This window comes from Cohaesibacter marisflavi (genome assembly GCF_963665895.2).
Classification (GTDB): domain Bacteria; phylum Pseudomonadota; class Alphaproteobacteria; order Rhizobiales; family Cohaesibacteraceae; genus Cohaesibacter; species Cohaesibacter marisflavi.
This window is the reverse complement of the sequence record NZ_OY762534.1, coordinates 3870725-3886020: the sequence shown is the minus strand read 5'-3', so window position 1 is coordinate 3886020 and position 15296 is coordinate 3870725. Positions and strand designations below refer to the sequence as shown.

General features: G+C 51.8%; 16 protein-coding genes and 1 tRNA gene. 14 read left to right on the top strand and 3 right to left on the bottom strand.

Features of this window, described 5'->3' with window-relative positions:
• Positions 1-19 precede the first annotated feature (19 nt).
• The 10 genes from ACKPCT_RS18430 (at position 20) to ACKPCT_RS18385 (ending at position 9297) form a co-directional block, all read left to right on the top strand.
• Complete coding sequence (locus ACKPCT_RS18430) at positions 20-1069, top strand: transglutaminase family protein (RefSeq protein WP_090074534.1); 1050 nt, start codon at positions 20-22, stop codon at positions 1067-1069.
• Positions 1070-1375: 306 nt separating this feature from the next.
• On the top strand, positions 1376-1753 hold the full coding sequence (locus ACKPCT_RS18425; RefSeq protein WP_090074533.1) for a hypothetical protein: 378 nt from the start codon (positions 1376-1378) through the stop codon (positions 1751-1753).
• Positions 1754-1909: 156 nt separating this feature from the next.
• Positions 1910-2347, top strand: coding sequence for a tyrosine-type recombinase/integrase (locus ACKPCT_RS18420; RefSeq protein ID WP_407652431.1), 438 nt, complete (start codon positions 1910-1912; stop codon positions 2345-2347).
• A gap of 1123 nt (positions 2348-3470) precedes the next feature.
• Positions 3471-4178 carry a FadR/GntR family transcriptional regulator gene (locus ACKPCT_RS18415; protein WP_090074530.1) on the top strand — a complete coding sequence of 236 codons (708 nt, stop codon included), beginning with the start codon at positions 3471-3473 and terminating at the stop codon, positions 4176-4178.
• Positions 4179-4214: 36 nt separating this feature from the next.
• The gene (locus ACKPCT_RS18410) at positions 4215-5210 is read left to right on the top strand and encodes a DctP family TRAP transporter solute-binding subunit (RefSeq protein WP_319567596.1); all 996 of its coding nucleotides are present in this window, start codon (positions 4215-4217) and stop codon (positions 5208-5210) included.
• A gap of 58 nt (positions 5211-5268) precedes the next feature.
• Positions 5269-6543 (top strand): TRAP transporter large permease, encoded by a 1275-nt coding sequence (locus tag ACKPCT_RS18405; RefSeq protein ID WP_090074527.1) that lies wholly within the window; start codon positions 5269-5271, stop codon positions 6541-6543.
• The gene (locus tag ACKPCT_RS18400; protein ID WP_319567595.1) at positions 6540-7028 is read left to right on the top strand and encodes a TRAP transporter small permease; all 489 of its coding nucleotides are present in this window, start codon (positions 6540-6542) and stop codon (positions 7026-7028) included. The genes ACKPCT_RS18405 and ACKPCT_RS18400 overlap by 4 nt, the downstream gene beginning before the upstream one ends.
• On the top strand, positions 7021-7923 hold the full coding sequence (locus ACKPCT_RS18395; protein WP_244544755.1) for an NAD(P)-dependent oxidoreductase: 903 nt from the start codon (positions 7021-7023) through the stop codon (positions 7921-7923). The genes ACKPCT_RS18400 and ACKPCT_RS18395 overlap by 8 nt, the downstream gene beginning before the upstream one ends.
• 40 nt (positions 7924-7963) lie before the next feature.
• Entirely contained in the window at positions 7964-8410 is a 447-nt protein-coding gene (rpiB, locus tag ACKPCT_RS18390) for a ribose 5-phosphate isomerase B (protein ID WP_319567594.1), read from the top strand.
• A gap of 8 nt (positions 8411-8418) precedes the next feature.
• On the top strand, positions 8419-9297 hold the full coding sequence (locus tag ACKPCT_RS18385; RefSeq protein WP_319567593.1) for a ribokinase: 879 nt from the start codon (positions 8419-8421) through the stop codon (positions 9295-9297).
• 324 nt (positions 9298-9621) lie between these two features.
• On the opposite strand, the gene ACKPCT_RS18380 is transcribed toward ACKPCT_RS18385, so the two are convergent.
• Both ACKPCT_RS18380 and ACKPCT_RS18375 read right to left on the bottom strand, forming a co-directional pair.
• Positions 9622-9984: a hypothetical protein gene (locus tag ACKPCT_RS18380; RefSeq protein ID WP_319567592.1), complete on the bottom strand. Its 363-nt coding sequence runs from the start codon at positions 9982-9984 to the stop codon at positions 9622-9624.
• A 521-nt stretch (positions 9985-10505) separates the two neighbouring features.
• Positions 10506-10580 (bottom strand) — tRNA-Gly (locus ACKPCT_RS18375).
• A gap of 362 nt (positions 10581-10942) precedes the next feature.
• Here ACKPCT_RS18375 and ACKPCT_RS18370 point away from each other — a divergent pair.
• From ACKPCT_RS18370 to ACKPCT_RS18355, 4 genes are all read left to right on the top strand, one after another.
• Positions 10943-11461: a prolyl-tRNA synthetase associated domain-containing protein gene (locus ACKPCT_RS18370; protein ID WP_090074518.1), complete on the top strand. Its 519-nt coding sequence runs from the start codon at positions 10943-10945 to the stop codon at positions 11459-11461.
• 218 nt (positions 11462-11679) lie between these two features.
• A complete protein-coding gene (gene trxA / locus ACKPCT_RS18365; protein ID WP_319567591.1) occupies positions 11680-12678 on the top strand; it encodes a thioredoxin in 999 nt (332 codons plus the stop codon).
• Between the two features lie 130 nt (positions 12679-12808).
• On the top strand, positions 12809-13510 hold the full coding sequence (locus tag ACKPCT_RS18360) for an LON peptidase substrate-binding domain-containing protein (RefSeq protein WP_090074680.1): 702 nt from the start codon (positions 12809-12811) through the stop codon (positions 13508-13510).
• Between the two features lie 44 nt (positions 13511-13554).
• Positions 13555-13773, top strand: coding sequence for a Trm112 family protein (locus ACKPCT_RS18355; RefSeq protein WP_319514696.1), 219 nt, complete (start codon positions 13555-13557; stop codon positions 13771-13773).
• Between the two features lie 42 nt (positions 13774-13815).
• On the opposite strand, the gene ACKPCT_RS18350 is transcribed toward ACKPCT_RS18355, so the two are convergent.
• On the bottom strand, positions 13816-15093 hold the full coding sequence (locus ACKPCT_RS18350) for a ubiquinone biosynthesis hydroxylase (RefSeq protein ID WP_319567590.1): 1278 nt from the start codon (positions 15091-15093) through the stop codon (positions 13816-13818).
• Positions 15094-15296: the final 203 nt, after the last annotated feature.

Here is a 15296-nt window from a genome sequence, read left to right as displayed (position 1 = left end):
AGGGAGGCATGGAAAAACGATGCGCTACAAGATAACGCACAAGACAGAATATCGCTATTCAGCACCGGTTGCCCAATCCAACCATCTGGTGCATTTGAGCCCCTGTGCCGTCGACGGGCAGATCATCGAGCAGCATGACATCGCCATCACGCCGCGTCCTGCCCATCGCCGTGACTTCAAGGATTATTTCGGCAATTCCACCATTCATCTGACGCTGGAAGAAGACCACAGCGTCTTGACCATGAATGCGCAGACCGTCGTCACCATAACCCGCGATCACACGCCCCTTCTGGCCAAATCTGTCGCCTCATGGGAGAACGTGCGCGATCTCATGTTCGAAGCGGCCCATGTGGATCAGGCTGAATTCTCCTGCTATTCGCCTTTTACCAACCCCACCTCGGACATTGCCGCCTATGGGGCCGAATCCTTCCCGCCCGGACGTCCACTGCTGGAAGGAGTGATGGAACTGACCAGCCGCATTTTCACCGATTTTGATTATAACAGCACCGTCACAGACATTTTTACGCCGGTATCGCAAGTCTTCGAGATGAAAAGCGGCGTCTGTCAGGACTTTGCCCATTTGCAACTTGCCTGCCTGAGGGCGCTTGGCCTGCCAGCGCGCTATGTTTCAGGCTATCTGCGCACCTATCCGCCCAAGGGTCAGCCGCGCCTTGTGGGGGCGGATGCGTCCCATGCATGGATTTCTGTCTGGTGTCCGGAAGCTGGATGGGTCGATTTCGACCCCACCAACAACAAGACCATCGCAGATGAACATGTCACGCTCACCGTGGGCCGCGATTTTGGCGATGTCAGCCCCATTTCCGGTGTCATCCTCGGAGGCGGCAATCATTTTGTGAATGTGTCGGTGGATGTCATGCCGATTGACGAACAGGGCGAGGAAATCGGAGAATCCGTCTCCAACCAGCTTGAACCGGAAATCGTCACAATAGACAAGGACACACTGCAAGAGCAATCTCAACGCCCTATCCAGATGCATATTCAGGAACAAAGCCAGGAGCAAAGTCAGACTCAGGCAGCAGATCCTTTGCCCGCAGACAGAACCTACTAGGGGCAGAACCACGTGCCATAACCCCGAGTTATTGCGGCTTCGCACCGATCCGGCTTTGATATGACAATCACCTGACAACAAGAAAGCCCGCCCATCCCTATCAGGGAGCGAGAAAAAGCAACGGATTGCCGGCCTGTTCGCCGGAGCGAAGGCTGGCTTTCAAATTGTTGAAAAGGCGCAAAAACAAAAAGGGCTCAGGAAATTTCCTGAACCCTTTTATGTAATGGAGCGGGCGATGGGATTCGAACCCACGACCCCAACCTTGGCAAGGACTGAAGGGTTTACACCAATTTTAGGAGTAAACTCATGCCATCCAAACGACAGCTTAAATCCGGCAAATGGAACATCCAAATTCGATCCAAAGGCCAGCCCTCTTTGTCGAAAACCTTTACGACAGAGAAAGAAGCGGACCAATGGGCCGAACGCATTGAGGCGCAACTAAAAGGCAAGAAAGGCTCGCTGCCTACATGGAGGGAGATGGGCCAACTCTATTGTGATGTGGTGTTAGCTGGTAAACCTTCTCGACATTTAAAAATCGGTCGCGTTGATATCATTGGATTCCATTCGGCATTGGACAAGCCATACGACAAAATAACGGTTGCTGATATCAACATCTTCAAACAGGATCGCTCAACAAAGGTTGGGCCAACGACAGTTCATGACGATCTAGTCTTTATAAGGTGAGTCTTTCGCTGGATTGATAGGGAAGCCAGATCCAAAGGACAATCGCCTGTCGCTAATCCAGCAGAGTTTGTCATTGTCCCCAAACCAACGCCGCCAAGATCCCATATCGTCACTTCAAAGGAATTAGCACTGCTGATCAATGCACTCCCTTCTGGAATGCGACCAATCATAGAACTGGCATACGAAACTGCCATGAGGCGAACAGAGATCACTCGTTTGCGACTTAGAGACCTGCATTTGTCAGAGAGATTTCTTGACGTCATTCACGGGAAGGAAGGGGATCGAAGCGTTCCACTAACCAGCAGGGCTTGTGAGCTTTTGGCTGAGGCCCAAAAGGGACTGAAGCACCCTAACGCCCGCTTGTTCCCTGTTGCTCCTCACAGTGTCACCACAGCTGTAAGACGAGCGAGGAGGGACGCAGGGTTAGACGAAGATGTAAGAATATATCAGCTCAGGCATACCCGTTGCACGATTGTTGCCAAGAAAGGCTTCAATCAAGCCCAAATCATGATGGTGATCGACCAAAGAGATAGACGCAGCGTTCAGCGCTACACGCACTTGAATGTCAAGGATGTGATTGACATTCTTGATTAGCGGCTCACTCAAACAATCAAAGTCCAAACACACGTTATCTCGCACCTAAAGGCGATGAAAATCACGTCAATTTTGCAGAGAAATTTTCAGCTTTGACCGATCCCGTGTTCGTCATCTAACCAATGGCGGAAAGGAAAAATCATGAATATCACAATTACTAGCGTCATAAGTTCAATGCTTTCGACCACCATGTTCGCCGTCTATATCTTGCTACCCATTGGCTGAATTTATTGGATTTGGATCGCTATCAAACTCGGCGACTTCCTTATGTTTGTACTAGCCTTATTTCCGCTCACAGCTCCTCTAACAGCTATTTTCGGAGACTACTGCCGACCGTTTGGAATGCCTCACTGCGCACAGACTGCATTTCTGAAATAGAAAATTGAGCTAGTGGCATCTGTTTGCCGCTAGCCTCTCTTGACTGTTGACGGCCGAGGCTGTGTGGAAACTCGATTATTGAGAATTTCAATAGAATGCCATTCCTTCGTTAAACACTGAGTAAGAAAGTAATTGCTGCTGCTGCATTGAAACTACTGAGTTTTAAAAACCGTTTCTGGCGGCTTTGTAAAATTTTGAGTTTTTACACAGCCTCGGCCCAATCCGGTCATTTGACTTTCAGAATTCTGTACAAGGTAGCTTCCTCATTTCTGACATTCGATTGAAGCGCAGTATTTTTGGCCCGCCGAGGGCGGATTGCTGACGTTTCCTGCAGGTGCGAAGCCTCTTATGAAGCGAGCAAGAGCGAACATTCGAGGACGCCAAATCCTCTTCCTTTAAGCAGCCTTTCGGGAGTGAGTAACCGAACTATGCAGAAGATATGCAGCCTTCTTTCTTTTGCCGATAGCTGGATTTTCAAGAGAAACACTGGTCATCTGATCTGTCGATCGACGATAATCAGGGTTTCACCAGCGTATGGAAAATACACACCCTTGGAGAGTTCAGTTCTCCAAGTCAATTTGCTGAGCGACTAGAACAAGCTCTCTTTCGCGTCGAGTTATTTAGGTGAAGGCGTCCTGAATATATCAATCTGGTCCTTTCGGCTAAGCATTATGGTGCTGCCCTTGCAAATGAAGATGAGTTATGTTTGAGTGGTCATACCACAGACGATCTCTTGGGAAAAATTATGGCAGATACAGCTAGAAAAACAACAAACGGCTATCAACGTGTGATGGACTTTTTGCGGGAGCAGCTTCTGTCTGGTGCCCTTAAGGAAGGAGATGTTCTGCTGCCCGAGCGAGACCTTTGTCAGATGCTTGAGGTGAGCCGTCCCGTTCTTAGGGAGGCGTTAAGGGCACTTTCCATTTTGAGTGTTATCGAAATCCGCCACGGTGTCGGTTCGATCGTGCGCACACCCGACATCAACGTTTTGGGTGACTTCGTCAGTTTTGCTCTTGCGCAGCAAGGGGATGATGTGATGGAAGCGCGAATTGCGGTTGAATGTCAGGCCGCCCGGCTTGTTGTGACGCGTTCGACCATTTCTGGTTTTGAAAAAATGCGTCGTTATGCCGACGAGATCGCAGACACGATTACTGATCCTGTCGCCGGATCTCAGGCTGATTACAATTTTCACATGGCGTTGGTTGAGGCGAGCGCATCTCCTGCGCTGCGAACTCTTTATGTGGCTATCGCGGACCTTCTCAAACGATCTCATTTTGACCGGCGTGAGTTTGTCGGGGCAGATGAAGAAACCCGCAAGCAGGTTATCGATGATCACTATCGGATCTTGACCATCCTGACGGAGGGAAATGCAGATGCGGCTGAAGCCGCCATTCGTGAGCATTTCGAAATAGGACGAGCCATTCGCATGAGGATGTCTCTCCAGCGTGGCTAAGTCACGAAATTGAAAAATCTCATACGGGAGGAAAATATGAGAGTTTTAGTAAATCCAGTTTTTGGAGCCTTGTTGGCCAGCGCTTTGATGGCGGGAACCGCCCTTGCCGGTAACGTGACGTTGCGTCTTGGTCATGTCGGGGCTCCAGTTAGCCCTCAGCAGACAATTGCGGATTTGTTTGCCCAAAAGGTGCAGGACTACAGTGCAGGCAGCGTCAAGCTCCAGATTTTCAACTCGAGCACGCTTGGTAACGAGCGTCAGCTTCAGGATGGGGTGCGCAGTGGCACTCTTGACATGACTGTTGCTGGCACATTTTCCTATTTTGTGCCTTGGGCTGGCGCTCTTGAGGCCCCGATGCTCTATTCGAGCCTGGATCATTTCACGAGCTTCTTCTCCAGTGACAAAGGTAAAGCCCTTATGGAAGCCTTTGAACAGGATGCGGGTGTTAAAACTCTTTTCGTCGTTCCGCATGGTGGCTTTCGCTATATCACGATGAATGATGTGGAGGTCAAATCCCCATCGGATCTTAAAGGCGTAAAGATCCGTAATCCGAACGTTCCGTCCTTCAACATCATGGCCGAAGCTGTTGGTGCTATTCCTACGCCAATCGATTTTTCCGAGCTTTATGTTGCCCTTCAGCGTGGTGTTGTTCAGGGCCAGCATAACCCTGTTGGCAATATTGTTGGGGCACGTCTTTATGAAGTTCAGGATTCCCTGTCCATGGTGCCTTGGGGTATCTCACCGCATATGGTGTCCATGAGTACTCGTGCATGGGAAAAGCTGGACAAAGACCAACAAGATGCAGTGACCCGAGCAGCTTCTGAGGTGGCCACGGAATATCCTTCTATTGCCGTGCAGGATGAAGAAAAGCTGCTGGATCAAATCAAGGATCAGATCACGCTTATCAAGCCGGACGACATTGACCTTGATGCATTCTTGGCTGTTTTCCGAGAGAAGGGCCTCTCTGCCTTGAAGAGCGAATATGGCGACGCAGCTGGCAAATGGCTCGATGCCATTGATGCAGCTCGCTGATCGCAAAAGACCTGAGAAGAGCCACCCAGGGCTCTTCTCTTACTAGAGGTATAAACAGATGTCTCCCGAAGCAATTTATGCGTTGGGCGCGCTCATGGCTTTGCTGTTGAGCGGCGTTCCAATCGCTCTTGCTCTGCTTTTGTCCGGAGCTTTGGGGCTGTGGCTTCTTGAGTTTCCAATTCTCATCGTTATTCAGAGATTTGTCGCAGGCTCGGAAAGCTATGTCCTTTTGGCAATTCCCTTTTTCATTCTGGCGGGCGCTGTGATGGAAGCTGGAGGTATCTCCAAGCGACTGATCGGCTTTTGCGATGCTTGCTTCGGGTTTCTTCCAGGTGGGCTTGCCAATGCCAATATCGGTGCTTCGATGATCTTTGGCGGCATTTCAGGGTCTGCGGTGGCTGACACATCGGCTGTTGGATCAGTGATGATCCCTGCGATGGAGCGCGAAGGATATTCGCGGGAATATAGTGCCGCCATTACTGCCGCAACCTCGCCCGTAGGGATGATTATCCCGCCGTCTATTCCCATGATTGTCTGGAGTTTCATTTCCGGACAATCGCTAAACGAGCTATTTATGGCAGGGATTATACCGGGCATTCTGATCACGGTTGCCATGTCGTTGGTCAGTACATGGATCTGTCAGAAAAGGGGATATCAAAGGGGATTTCGAGCCTTTAATACCTCCTATTTCGTTTCCTCACTGATGGATGGTCTTTTGGCTATCGGAGCGCCAGTTCTGATTGTCGGTGGTATTCTGAGTGGTGTTTTCACGCCAACGGAAGCCTCGGTTGTTGTGCTTGCCTATTCCCTGGTGGTCAGCTTTGTTGTCTATCGTGAAATGAAACCTGCACAACTGGGTCGGATCGTCGTAAAGGCGGGCATAACAAGTGCCACAATCATGTTCATCATCTGTGGTGCCACAGTATTTTCCTTTTTCCTGACAGTGGCCGGCGTGCCTGCGCAGATTGGTAACCTGATACTGGGAATTTCGGATTCTCCGCTTGGCTTCATCATAGCGGTTTCAGTCTTGATGTTTGTTTTGGGAATGTTCCTTGACACAACAACTACCATTCTTATGGCTGGGCCTATCATCATTCCCCTGTTCAATCAGGTGGGTGTTGATCCTCTGGTTGCTACAATGATTATCTTGGTGGTGCTCGCGATAGGTCTGATCACTCCGCCAGTGGGGTTGTGTCTCTTTGTTGTTTCGTCAATCTGCCCCGTACGGGTCTGGGACGTAGCCAGGGAATGCGTACCCTTCATTCTGGCAATGCTTTTCGTGACGATGCTGATCTGGATCTTCCCTTCTATCGTGACATGGGTGACGCCATGAGACTGTTTGCTCCCTATCTTAGCCTATGCCGTTGGCTAGCGAAAATTACGGCTGTACTGCTTGGAGTGGCTTTGACCTCCATGTTCTTCTGTGTTGGCATTCAGGTTTTTGTTCGCAGTCTACTCTCCATGTCAGTGCTTTGGCTTGATGACATCCTGATGTCTTGCTTCGTTGTGGCTATCTTCAGTGGTATCGCTCTTGGTTTCAGATTTCGCTCGCATTTGGCGACCACGATTATCGTGGAAGGATTTGGCGAGCTTGCCGCACGCGTTTTCGGGCATCTGGTTGATCTGCTGTGTGTGATCTCCATGGCTGGCGTTGCCTGGTACGGCATTGAATTCGCAGAGAGTGCCTTTGGTCAGTTCACCCCGGTTCTAAGGCTACCGCTTGGATGGGTCTACCTGATCATTCCTGTTTCCGCGGCTATCTCAATTCTCTTTATTCTTGAAAATCAACTCGTAAGAAAGGATCCTCAACATGACTGAACGAGCTGTAGAGGGTATGTCATCTGTCGCTTTCATTGGCGCTGGCGTTATGGGCCGGCCTATGATTGCCAACCTTCGTAAATCGGGTTTCTCTGTCAAAGCCTTCGACCTCAGCCCAGTGGCGGTAGAAAACCTGCGCAGCGATGGAGTCGAAGTTGCCGAAACTCTTGCTGACGCAGTTGAAGGTGTTGATGCCATTGTCACCATGCTTCCGGATACACCGCATGTGCAGAGTGTGCTGCTGGGGGATGGCGGAATCGGGAATATCCTTCCTTCTGGCATGCTTGTTATTGATATGAGTACAATTTCAGCATCGGGCATTCAGGCAATTGGAGAACAACTGGCTAAAAATGGCGTTGAGCTGTTAGATGCGCCGGTTAGCGGTGGCGTCAAGGGGGCAATCGGCGGTACGCTTTCCATCATGTGTGGCGGTTCTGATGTGGCCTTTGAACGGGCTCAGCCAGTGCTCAGTGCCATGGGAACGACGATCACCCATGCCGGCAAACTGGGCATGGGGCAGGTCTTCAAGATGTGCAACCAGTTGATGGTTGGTGTTCATATTCAGGCCATGTGTGAAGCTTTTGCCCTCTGTCGTGCTCAGGGTGCTGACCTCGATCTATTGCGTAATACGCTGATGGGCGGGGCTGCCGCGTCATGGATGCTTGAGAATCTTGGACCTCAGGTCATTGCCAAGGATGACAGTGCTGGCTTCCGGATCGATTTGCAGCTTAAGGACTTGCGCCTCGCAGGCGAGGCCGCATTCGAGAAGGGGCTGGCCCTGCCTGGTTTGGCGATGGCTACAGCTCTCTATCTTGAAGCACGAGCCCATGGAGAAGGATCCAATGGCAACCAGGCCATGTTCCGCACATACGACAGGCTGACCAATCAGGAATAGTCACCTTTAGACCGGAAAACGATCAAACGGAATAAAACATATGAAAATTGTAATTGGTTCAGACCATGCGGGATTTCCGCTCAAGGCCGATATTGTTACGCATATCGAGGCTTTAGGTCACGAGGTAACTGACGTAGGCTGCTATGATGCTGGCGAAGTCGACTTCCCTGATGTTGCCAACGCGCTCGTTGATTTTCTGCTCGAAGGCAAGGCGGAGAGGGGCATCATGGTTTGTGGCACAGGGGTGGGAGCAGCTATTGCCGCCAACAAGAGGGCCGGTATCCGTGCTGCTGTTGGGCATGACGTGCATTCTGCCCATCAATGTGTTGAACATGACAATGTCAACGTTCTCTGTATTGGGGCGCAAATTGTTGGGTTGTGGCTGGCCCGAGATCTGGTTTCAGCATTTCTGGAAGCGGAATTCTCTACCAGCGAGGAATTCCGCCGCCGTGTCTGCAAGCTTTCAGAGATGGAACTCAAGGGCTAAGCAACCTTATGATATATATAGTAGGTTCTATTAACCTGGACTATGTCGCTCGGCTGGAGGCTTTGCCTCTGCCGGGTGAAACTGTCCTTGGCTCTTCGCTCGTCAAAAGTCCTGGCGGTAAGGGAGCTAATCAGGCTGTTGCAGCACAGCGTGCTGGCGCGCCGGTGCGTATGATCGCTTGTTCGGGAAGAGACTTGGACGGTGAACTGGCGACCAAATTCCTGGCTCAAGATGGCGTTGATCTTTCGGGCGTTGAAAGAACGGAGATGCCGACCGGTATTGCGATCATTGAAATAGACGCAAAGGGTGAAAACTCGATTGCTGTGCTTCCCGGAGCCAATGAAGCTGTTTCTTCAGAGATGGTGAAGAAGTATCTGCAAGGTCTGAATAATAGCGACCTCGTTGTGCTTCAACAGGAGATTCCGCAAGAGGCCACGTTGACGGCTCTTTGCATGGCAAAGCAGGCTGGAGCTATGTCTATCCTCAATGTCGCGCCTGTGTTGGCCGATAGTGGGGATGCCGTTGCGCAGGCTGACCTGATTATCGTCAACGAAACTGAGTTCGAGAAAATTGCCGGCCTTGAAGCGTCATCGAATGCTGCCGAACAATGGTGCCAGCAAACAGGCAAGGCGTTGGCTCTTACACTCGGGGCTGATGGCGCGATTCTCGCGGGTGTCGGCGAAAGCAGCCATATCCGACCTCCGGCTATTGATCCTGTTGATACCGTCGGCGCTGGGGACACCTTTTGCGGTTATCTGGCTGCTGGATTGCACAACGAGCTTTCCTACAAAGATGCAGTCGAAACGGCCGTAGTCGCATCCGCCAAGGCTTGTCTGGCTTCGGGCGCGCAAGAAGCGATGCCGTGGGCCAAAGACATTGAGTTTTAGGAAAATTATATCGATCAATTGCTGAGACATGCGTAAAATTATAGAGAAACGCTTAAGCCATACCTTCTATCGAGAAAAAGGGATATGTGATTAGTCCAACGGGTCCAAGATATTAGGGTTCTAAATGGTTCGAATTTAGGGGAGCCTAGTGTCTTTAATTCATTCGGGGTTGTCGTTTGCCGTGGTGTTAGGAGCTTGATGGTTTAGCGGTTCTGGGCGACTACCGTTGAAAAGGCTTCTTCTCTGGGCGAGCTTATCGTGTTCTAAGTGAATTGGATATGGGCCATCGTCGTCTCCTTGCCTCATTTTTAGGGGACAAGGTGTCTACAATTCTAGGGGCAATTCAAGGAAAAGCCTACGAGAAAGAAGCGGCTTATCGTTGAGAAGATTCCAATACTCACCGCCTCGCTTGAAATATGCCGCCGCTCTATTGTAACCCAAATAAAGTTCATGGTCCTCCTGCGTAGCCACAACAAGCTCAGCATACAGCTTTTCTAAATAGCACCGTATCCGGGGGATATCACGTTGATTGGGCTTCCTGCCTTGTCGCCGCTCCAAATAATCAGCATATAAATGATCAATTGCATCTTGAACTAAGCGGCTATCAATTGCCCGGCTCAACTCGAAACGGCGTGAGTGATCAAGTCCTTCTTTATTTTTGACCGCAGGAACGCCTTTCAACGCCATTTCCTTCTCCCATTCTTAACCCATTAACTCTAAGTAGACTGGCCCATTTGCGGTATAAATAAAACATTCAAATATTTTAGATATTTACCAACCATCGCTATCCAGAAGCGTCGTTAGCAGGAGCGAAAACTATTGAGGCATTTATCATCTCCCATATTCAGAGCCGTATGGAGGACTGAATACACAAGAGATTGATTGGTCTGATAGTTCAATCATGATTGTGCTATAGGCGTTTACGATGGAAAACCTGATAATTTTGGCGAGAAATCTTTGAGCCCGAGTGCAATATAGAGCAGCCCCCAAGCCCCCCTTGGTGGGTGGCAAGGAGAGGTCATATAGACTGCGTGCGATGAAAGGCCCCTAGAAACTGATATTTCGCGAGTGTCGCTCAGTGGTAGAGCAACGCTGCCAAAGCTTGCTTTGCGCACCTTGCCTGTTGGCTATTGTGAACAGACTTGTGAATGAGGGCTTTATTGTGAACGAAAAAGGGCCCAGGAAATTTCCTGAACCCTTTTATGTAATGGAGCGGGCGATGGGATTCGAACCCACGACCCCAACCTTGGCAAGGTTGTGCTCTACCCCTGAGCTACACCCGCGAAACTCTTAAGCTTTTTCAAGCTCTTAGCAACATTTCGTTGCTTCGCTGCGGCGCTCCGTGCCGTCTGTGGGTGCTTATATGTACGACCTGAGGAGCAATTGCAACAGGGAAATTACAAAAAATGATTTTTTCCCACTGGCTGTGCAAGTTTTTCACAAACGGTGAAAAACTTGCTGGCCGCTTTGCCGCCTCTCCGACGGGTCATCCCTTGCAGGTTCGGCCCCTTCACTCTATTAGCTAGATGAGAGAAAGCCGGGCCTTACAGACAGTTAACTCGCCCCAACACAGCACTCCATGCTATCGGATCACAGCGTCCGCCCCTATTTTCAGACCTGATCAATCTTTCCAGAGCACAGTTCAATGACCTCATCAGAAAAATGCAGCCGCCAAGATCTTTTTGATTTTTTCGCCGCACTCGACATAGAAACCACCACTCATGAGCATGAGGCGGTTTTCACCGTAAGCGAAAGCCACAAGATCAAGGAAGACCTGCCCGGTGGTCACACCAAGAATCTCTTTCTCAAGGACAAGAAGGGCAAGATGATGCTGGTTGTCTGCCTCAATGACACGGAGGTGGACCTCAAAAGCTTTCATCGGAAATATGATTGCGGCCGCGTCAGCTTTGGCAATGCAGACCTGTTGTGGCAGCATCTGGGTGTGCGCCCCGGTTCGGTCACCCCCTTTGCTCTGATCAACGACAAGGAAGACCACGCCATCAATCTGGTGCTCGACGCCAATCTAATGGAACAGGATCTGGTGAATTTCCACCCTTTGGAAAATACTGCCACGACGGCTATCTCGAAACAGGATCTGCTGCGCTTTCTCGAAGGCACGGGTCATAGCCCGACCATATTGGCGCTCGAAAAAGAAGACGCCTAGGCGAGACAAGCCGGATCTTTGTGCCTCTGCCCGAAAGGCGGACATGTTAATCGCCTTTCAGGCCAATTGGGCATTGAACAAAATGTGCCACTATCCCATATTGGGGACGACAAATCACAAGGCATGTAACCCGGTTACATAGCGGCTTTGACAAACAGACTTAGACACTGTCCAAGATCCAAAGGCAGGCACAGTCCCTCACGAAAAGGACCGTCCAGATGAGCAACACCACATATGGCTACGGAAGCGGCATGTCCGCCAGCTACACCACATCCCAGAGCTCTAATGCGCAATCTTTCGGCGCAGCTCCGCAGCCAACTCCCGCTCCGAAGCCGGCGCAAGACACTGGCCCGCTTATCAAGGATACCTCGACGCAGGAATTCATGCAGGATGTGATCGAAGCGTCCAATAGCACAACCATCCTCGTCGATTTCTGGGCACCATGGTGCGGCCCCTGCAAACAGCTGGGCCCGGATCTGGAAAAGGCCGTCACCGAGGCCAAGGGCAGGGTCAAGCTGGTCAAGCTCAATATCGACGATCACCCCGCCATCCCACAGCAGATGGGCATCCAGTCCGTTCCCGCCGTGGTCGCCTTCAAGGATGGCCGCCCGGTGGATGGCTTCATGGGCGTGCAGCCACCAAGCCAGATCAAGGCCTTCATCGAAAAGAATGGCAGTGAGCCGCAGGCCGATCCTGTAGAAGAAGCCTGCAATCATGCCAACGAATTGCTCGAAGCGGGCAATCCGGTTGAAGCCGCGCAGATTTTTGGCGCCATCATGCAGCAGGTTCCGGACCATCTCCCTGCCGTTGTCGGCATGATCAAATGCCTGCTTGCCAATGAAGAAGTTGAAAAGGCCCGCACCCTGTTTGACAGCCTGCCCGAGGAAGCCCTCAAGGAGCAGGATGTGTCTGCCGTCAAGGCCAGCCTTGAGCTAGCCGAACAGAGTGCAGATCTGGGCGATCTGGCAGAATTGCAAGCCAAGCTGGAAGCCAATCCTGAAGACAATCAGGCCCAGTTCGATCTGGCCGTGGCGCTCAATGGCAAGAACAAACGCGAAGAGGCCGTCGACCAGCTGATCGCCATCATCAAACGTGATCGCGAATGGAATGATGACGGAGCCCGCAAACAGCTTCTGCAATTCTTTGAAAGCTGGGGCGTGATGGACCCTGCCAGCGTCTATGGCCGCCGGCAGCTATCCTCTATTCTTTTCTCATAACTGACGAAAAGCCGCCCCATCGCTTATGCATGCGGCGGCCAGTTTTATTCCATTCGATGCGCATGCGACCCATGCAAATGAAGAAAGCACAGATCGCAGGCTTCAAAGCGAGCGAAAACAAGGAGATCAAATGGCTCAGGCAGGCAATGCATATTATGACAGCCCGAGAGACATTCCCGCTATCATTCCGGTGTTTCCCCTGGAGGAAGCCCTGTTGCTGCCACGCACCCAGATGCCGCTGAATATCTTCGAAGAACGCTATCTGATGATGATCGACTATGCCATGCATAAGGATCGGATCATCGGTATCATCCAGCCGCTCGAGCCTGAAGGCGATCCGGCAGAAAGCGATGCGCCCGAAAAGCTCTACGCCCCCAAGCTTCAGCAAGTCGGCTGTCTGGGGCGTATCTCGGCCTATGGCGAAACCGGAGACGGGCGCGTATTGGTCACCTTGTCCGGCATTTGCCGTTTCAAGCTGGTCAAGGAAATGCTCACCGACCTGCCCTTCCGCCTCGCCGAGATCGACTGCGAAGAGTATGTGCATGATCTGACCGAAGGCCTTGGCGAAGATCAGGTGAACAGGGAAGGTCTGCTGGAAGCCTTCCGCGCCTTTCTTGAGGCCAATGATATGGAAGCAGACTGGGACAGCATCGGAAAATCCTCCAACGAAGTGCTGGTCAACTCCCTTTCCATGATGAGCCCTTATGGATTGGCAGAAAAACAGGCGCTCCTGGAAGCGGAAAGTCTGGCTCTGCGTGCCGACACGCTGATTGCCATGACGGAAATGCATCTGGCCAGCGAAAGTGGCGAAGCCCCTCAAACCTTGCAGTGATCTGACCTGCAGCAACAAGCCGGTCAGGACAGATAGGACCCATCATGAGCAAAAAAGAAACCCAAGATCATGGCGTCGGCGAGAAGACCGGCACGGTTGATCGCAAATTGCTCGAAATTCTTGTCTGCCCCCTGACCAAGACAACGCTCACCTATGATGCAGACGCGCAAGAGCTGATCAGCCACGCTGCAAAGCTCGCCTATCCGATCAGAGATGGCGTGCCCATCATGCTGCCCAGCGAAGCACGCCAGTTGGAAGACTGAGTGCTATCGCGGAAGGGCTGTAAGCTTTCTTTCCCACAGAGACTAGAGGCCTTCCCCGCGCAGCAGCTTGGGCACCTCACCGCGATTACCCGCGGCTTCCTCGATGAACATGCGCTTGAGGCCCGGCAAACGATCCACCATGCCGAGGCCGAAATCGCGGACATGGCGCAGCACCTCGCTCTTGTTGGAAAAGAGCCGATTGAGCAGATCGCAGGTGACACCCATCTGCGTGACGTCAAACCGGCGCCAGCGCTCATAGCGCTCCAACACATCAAACGCCCCGATATCCTGCCCAAGGCGCGCAGCCTCAACGATCACCTCGGCGAGAGAAGCGACATCCTTGAATCCAAGATTGAGCCCCTGCCCGGCGATCGGATGAATCCCGTGCGCTGCATCGCCCACCAGAGCAAAGCGCGAAGCGACATAGGAGCGCGCCAGAACCATCCCGAGAGGGAAGCCCTTGCGCGGCCCTTTTTCCTCAAGTGCGCCCAGCTGCTTGCCAAACCGGCGTTCCAGCTCAAGCCCGAAGGTAAAGTCATCCATGGACAGCAAGCGCTTGGCATCATCTGTGCGCTCATTCCACACCAGAGATGAGCGATTACCCTTGAGCGGCAAAATAGCAAAGGGACCGGCAGGCAGGAAATGCTCCACCGCACAGCCTTCATGCGGGCGCTCATGTTCAACCGTGGTTACAATCCCGACCTGATCATAATCAAACCGATTCACGTGAATCCCGGCTAGATCCCGCAAACGCGAGCGTACCCCATCGGCCGCCACAAGCAGCTTGGCGCCAACCGTTTCGCCAGATTGCAAGAAGAGAGAAACAGCAGAGCCATCAACGATGAAATCCTTGACGCTGTGTCCTTCCAGAACATCTACCCCGGCGGCCTTTGCCGCATCGCCAAGAGCGCCAACCATGGCTCCGTTCGGCACCATATAGGCAAAGGGCTCGCCATCCTTGGCTCCGCCCTCAAAGGTCAGCAAAACCGGACGCACGATATCCTTGAGCTTGCTATCGGTGACTTCCATTTTCCGGATGGGTTCGGCATCTGGCGCGATTGTGTCCCACACACCGAGGCTTTGCAGCATCCGCGTCGCCGCAGAGGCAACCGCAGACGCACGCTCATCCTTGCGCATGCGCTCCATGACCTGAGGCTCGACAACAAGAACAGACAAGCCGCTTGCCTGCCGCACGGCCAGCGCCAGCGACAAACCAACATATCCCCCTCCGGCAATCACCAGATCATAGCTTTCCTTCAGGCAAGACGCATTGTCATTGGCTCCGACCGGTTCTGCCTTTGCGTGCCGTGGTGAATTCATGCTTTAATCCCTTCTGCCTGCCTTTAATGTGGCCGCACCATAACGCTGCCTGCACTCCGCTTCCATTATATAGTGATAAGAAATCGGAAGATCTCGACAAACTGACTAGAGAAAGCGATTTTTTCGTCGCGCCATCTCCTGCTATAAGCGCTAAGATAGGCCTTGGCCTTATCCTGTTTGAAAACATTATATCGCTATCCACA

Excerpts from the sequence above, each read along its gene's own strand:
- ACKPCT_RS18430 (WP_090074534.1), top strand. The coding sequence starts at position 20 with ATGCGCTACAAGATAACGCACAAGACAGAATATCGCTATTCAGCACCG.
- ACKPCT_RS18425 (WP_090074533.1), top strand. The coding sequence starts at position 1,376 with ATGCCATCCAAACGACAGCTTAAATCCGGCAAATGGAACATCCAAATT.
- ACKPCT_RS18420 (WP_407652431.1), top strand. The coding sequence starts at position 1,910 with ATGCGACCAATCATAGAACTGGCATACGAAACTGCCATGAGGCGAACA.
- ACKPCT_RS18415 (WP_090074530.1), top strand. The coding sequence starts at position 3,471 with ATGGCAGATACAGCTAGAAAAACAACAAACGGCTATCAACGTGTGATG.
- ACKPCT_RS18410 (WP_319567596.1), top strand. The coding sequence starts at position 4,215 with ATGAGAGTTTTAGTAAATCCAGTTTTTGGAGCCTTGTTGGCCAGCGCT.
- ACKPCT_RS18405 (WP_090074527.1), top strand. The coding sequence starts at position 5,269 with ATGTCTCCCGAAGCAATTTATGCGTTGGGCGCGCTCATGGCTTTGCTG.
- ACKPCT_RS18400 (WP_319567595.1), top strand. The coding sequence starts at position 6,540 with ATGAGACTGTTTGCTCCCTATCTTAGCCTATGCCGTTGGCTAGCGAAA.
- ACKPCT_RS18395 (WP_244544755.1), top strand. The coding sequence starts at position 7,021 with ATGACTGAACGAGCTGTAGAGGGTATGTCATCTGTCGCTTTCATTGGC.
- rpiB (WP_319567594.1), top strand. The coding sequence starts at position 7,964 with ATGAAAATTGTAATTGGTTCAGACCATGCGGGATTTCCGCTCAAGGCC.
- ACKPCT_RS18385 (WP_319567593.1), top strand. The coding sequence starts at position 8,419 with ATGATATATATAGTAGGTTCTATTAACCTGGACTATGTCGCTCGGCTG.
- ACKPCT_RS18380 (WP_319567592.1), bottom strand. The coding sequence starts at position 9,984 with ATGGCGTTGAAAGGCGTTCCTGCGGTCAAAAATAAAGAAGGACTTGAT.
- ACKPCT_RS18370 (WP_090074518.1), top strand. The coding sequence starts at position 10,943 with ATGACCTCATCAGAAAAATGCAGCCGCCAAGATCTTTTTGATTTTTTC.
- trxA (WP_319567591.1), top strand. The coding sequence starts at position 11,680 with ATGAGCAACACCACATATGGCTACGGAAGCGGCATGTCCGCCAGCTAC.
- ACKPCT_RS18360 (WP_090074680.1), top strand. The coding sequence starts at position 12,809 with ATGGCTCAGGCAGGCAATGCATATTATGACAGCCCGAGAGACATTCCC.
- ACKPCT_RS18355 (WP_319514696.1), top strand. The coding sequence starts at position 13,555 with ATGAGCAAAAAAGAAACCCAAGATCATGGCGTCGGCGAGAAGACCGGC.
- ACKPCT_RS18350 (WP_319567590.1), bottom strand. The coding sequence starts at position 15,093 with ATGAATTCACCACGGCACGCAAAGGCAGAACCGGTCGGAGCCAATGAC.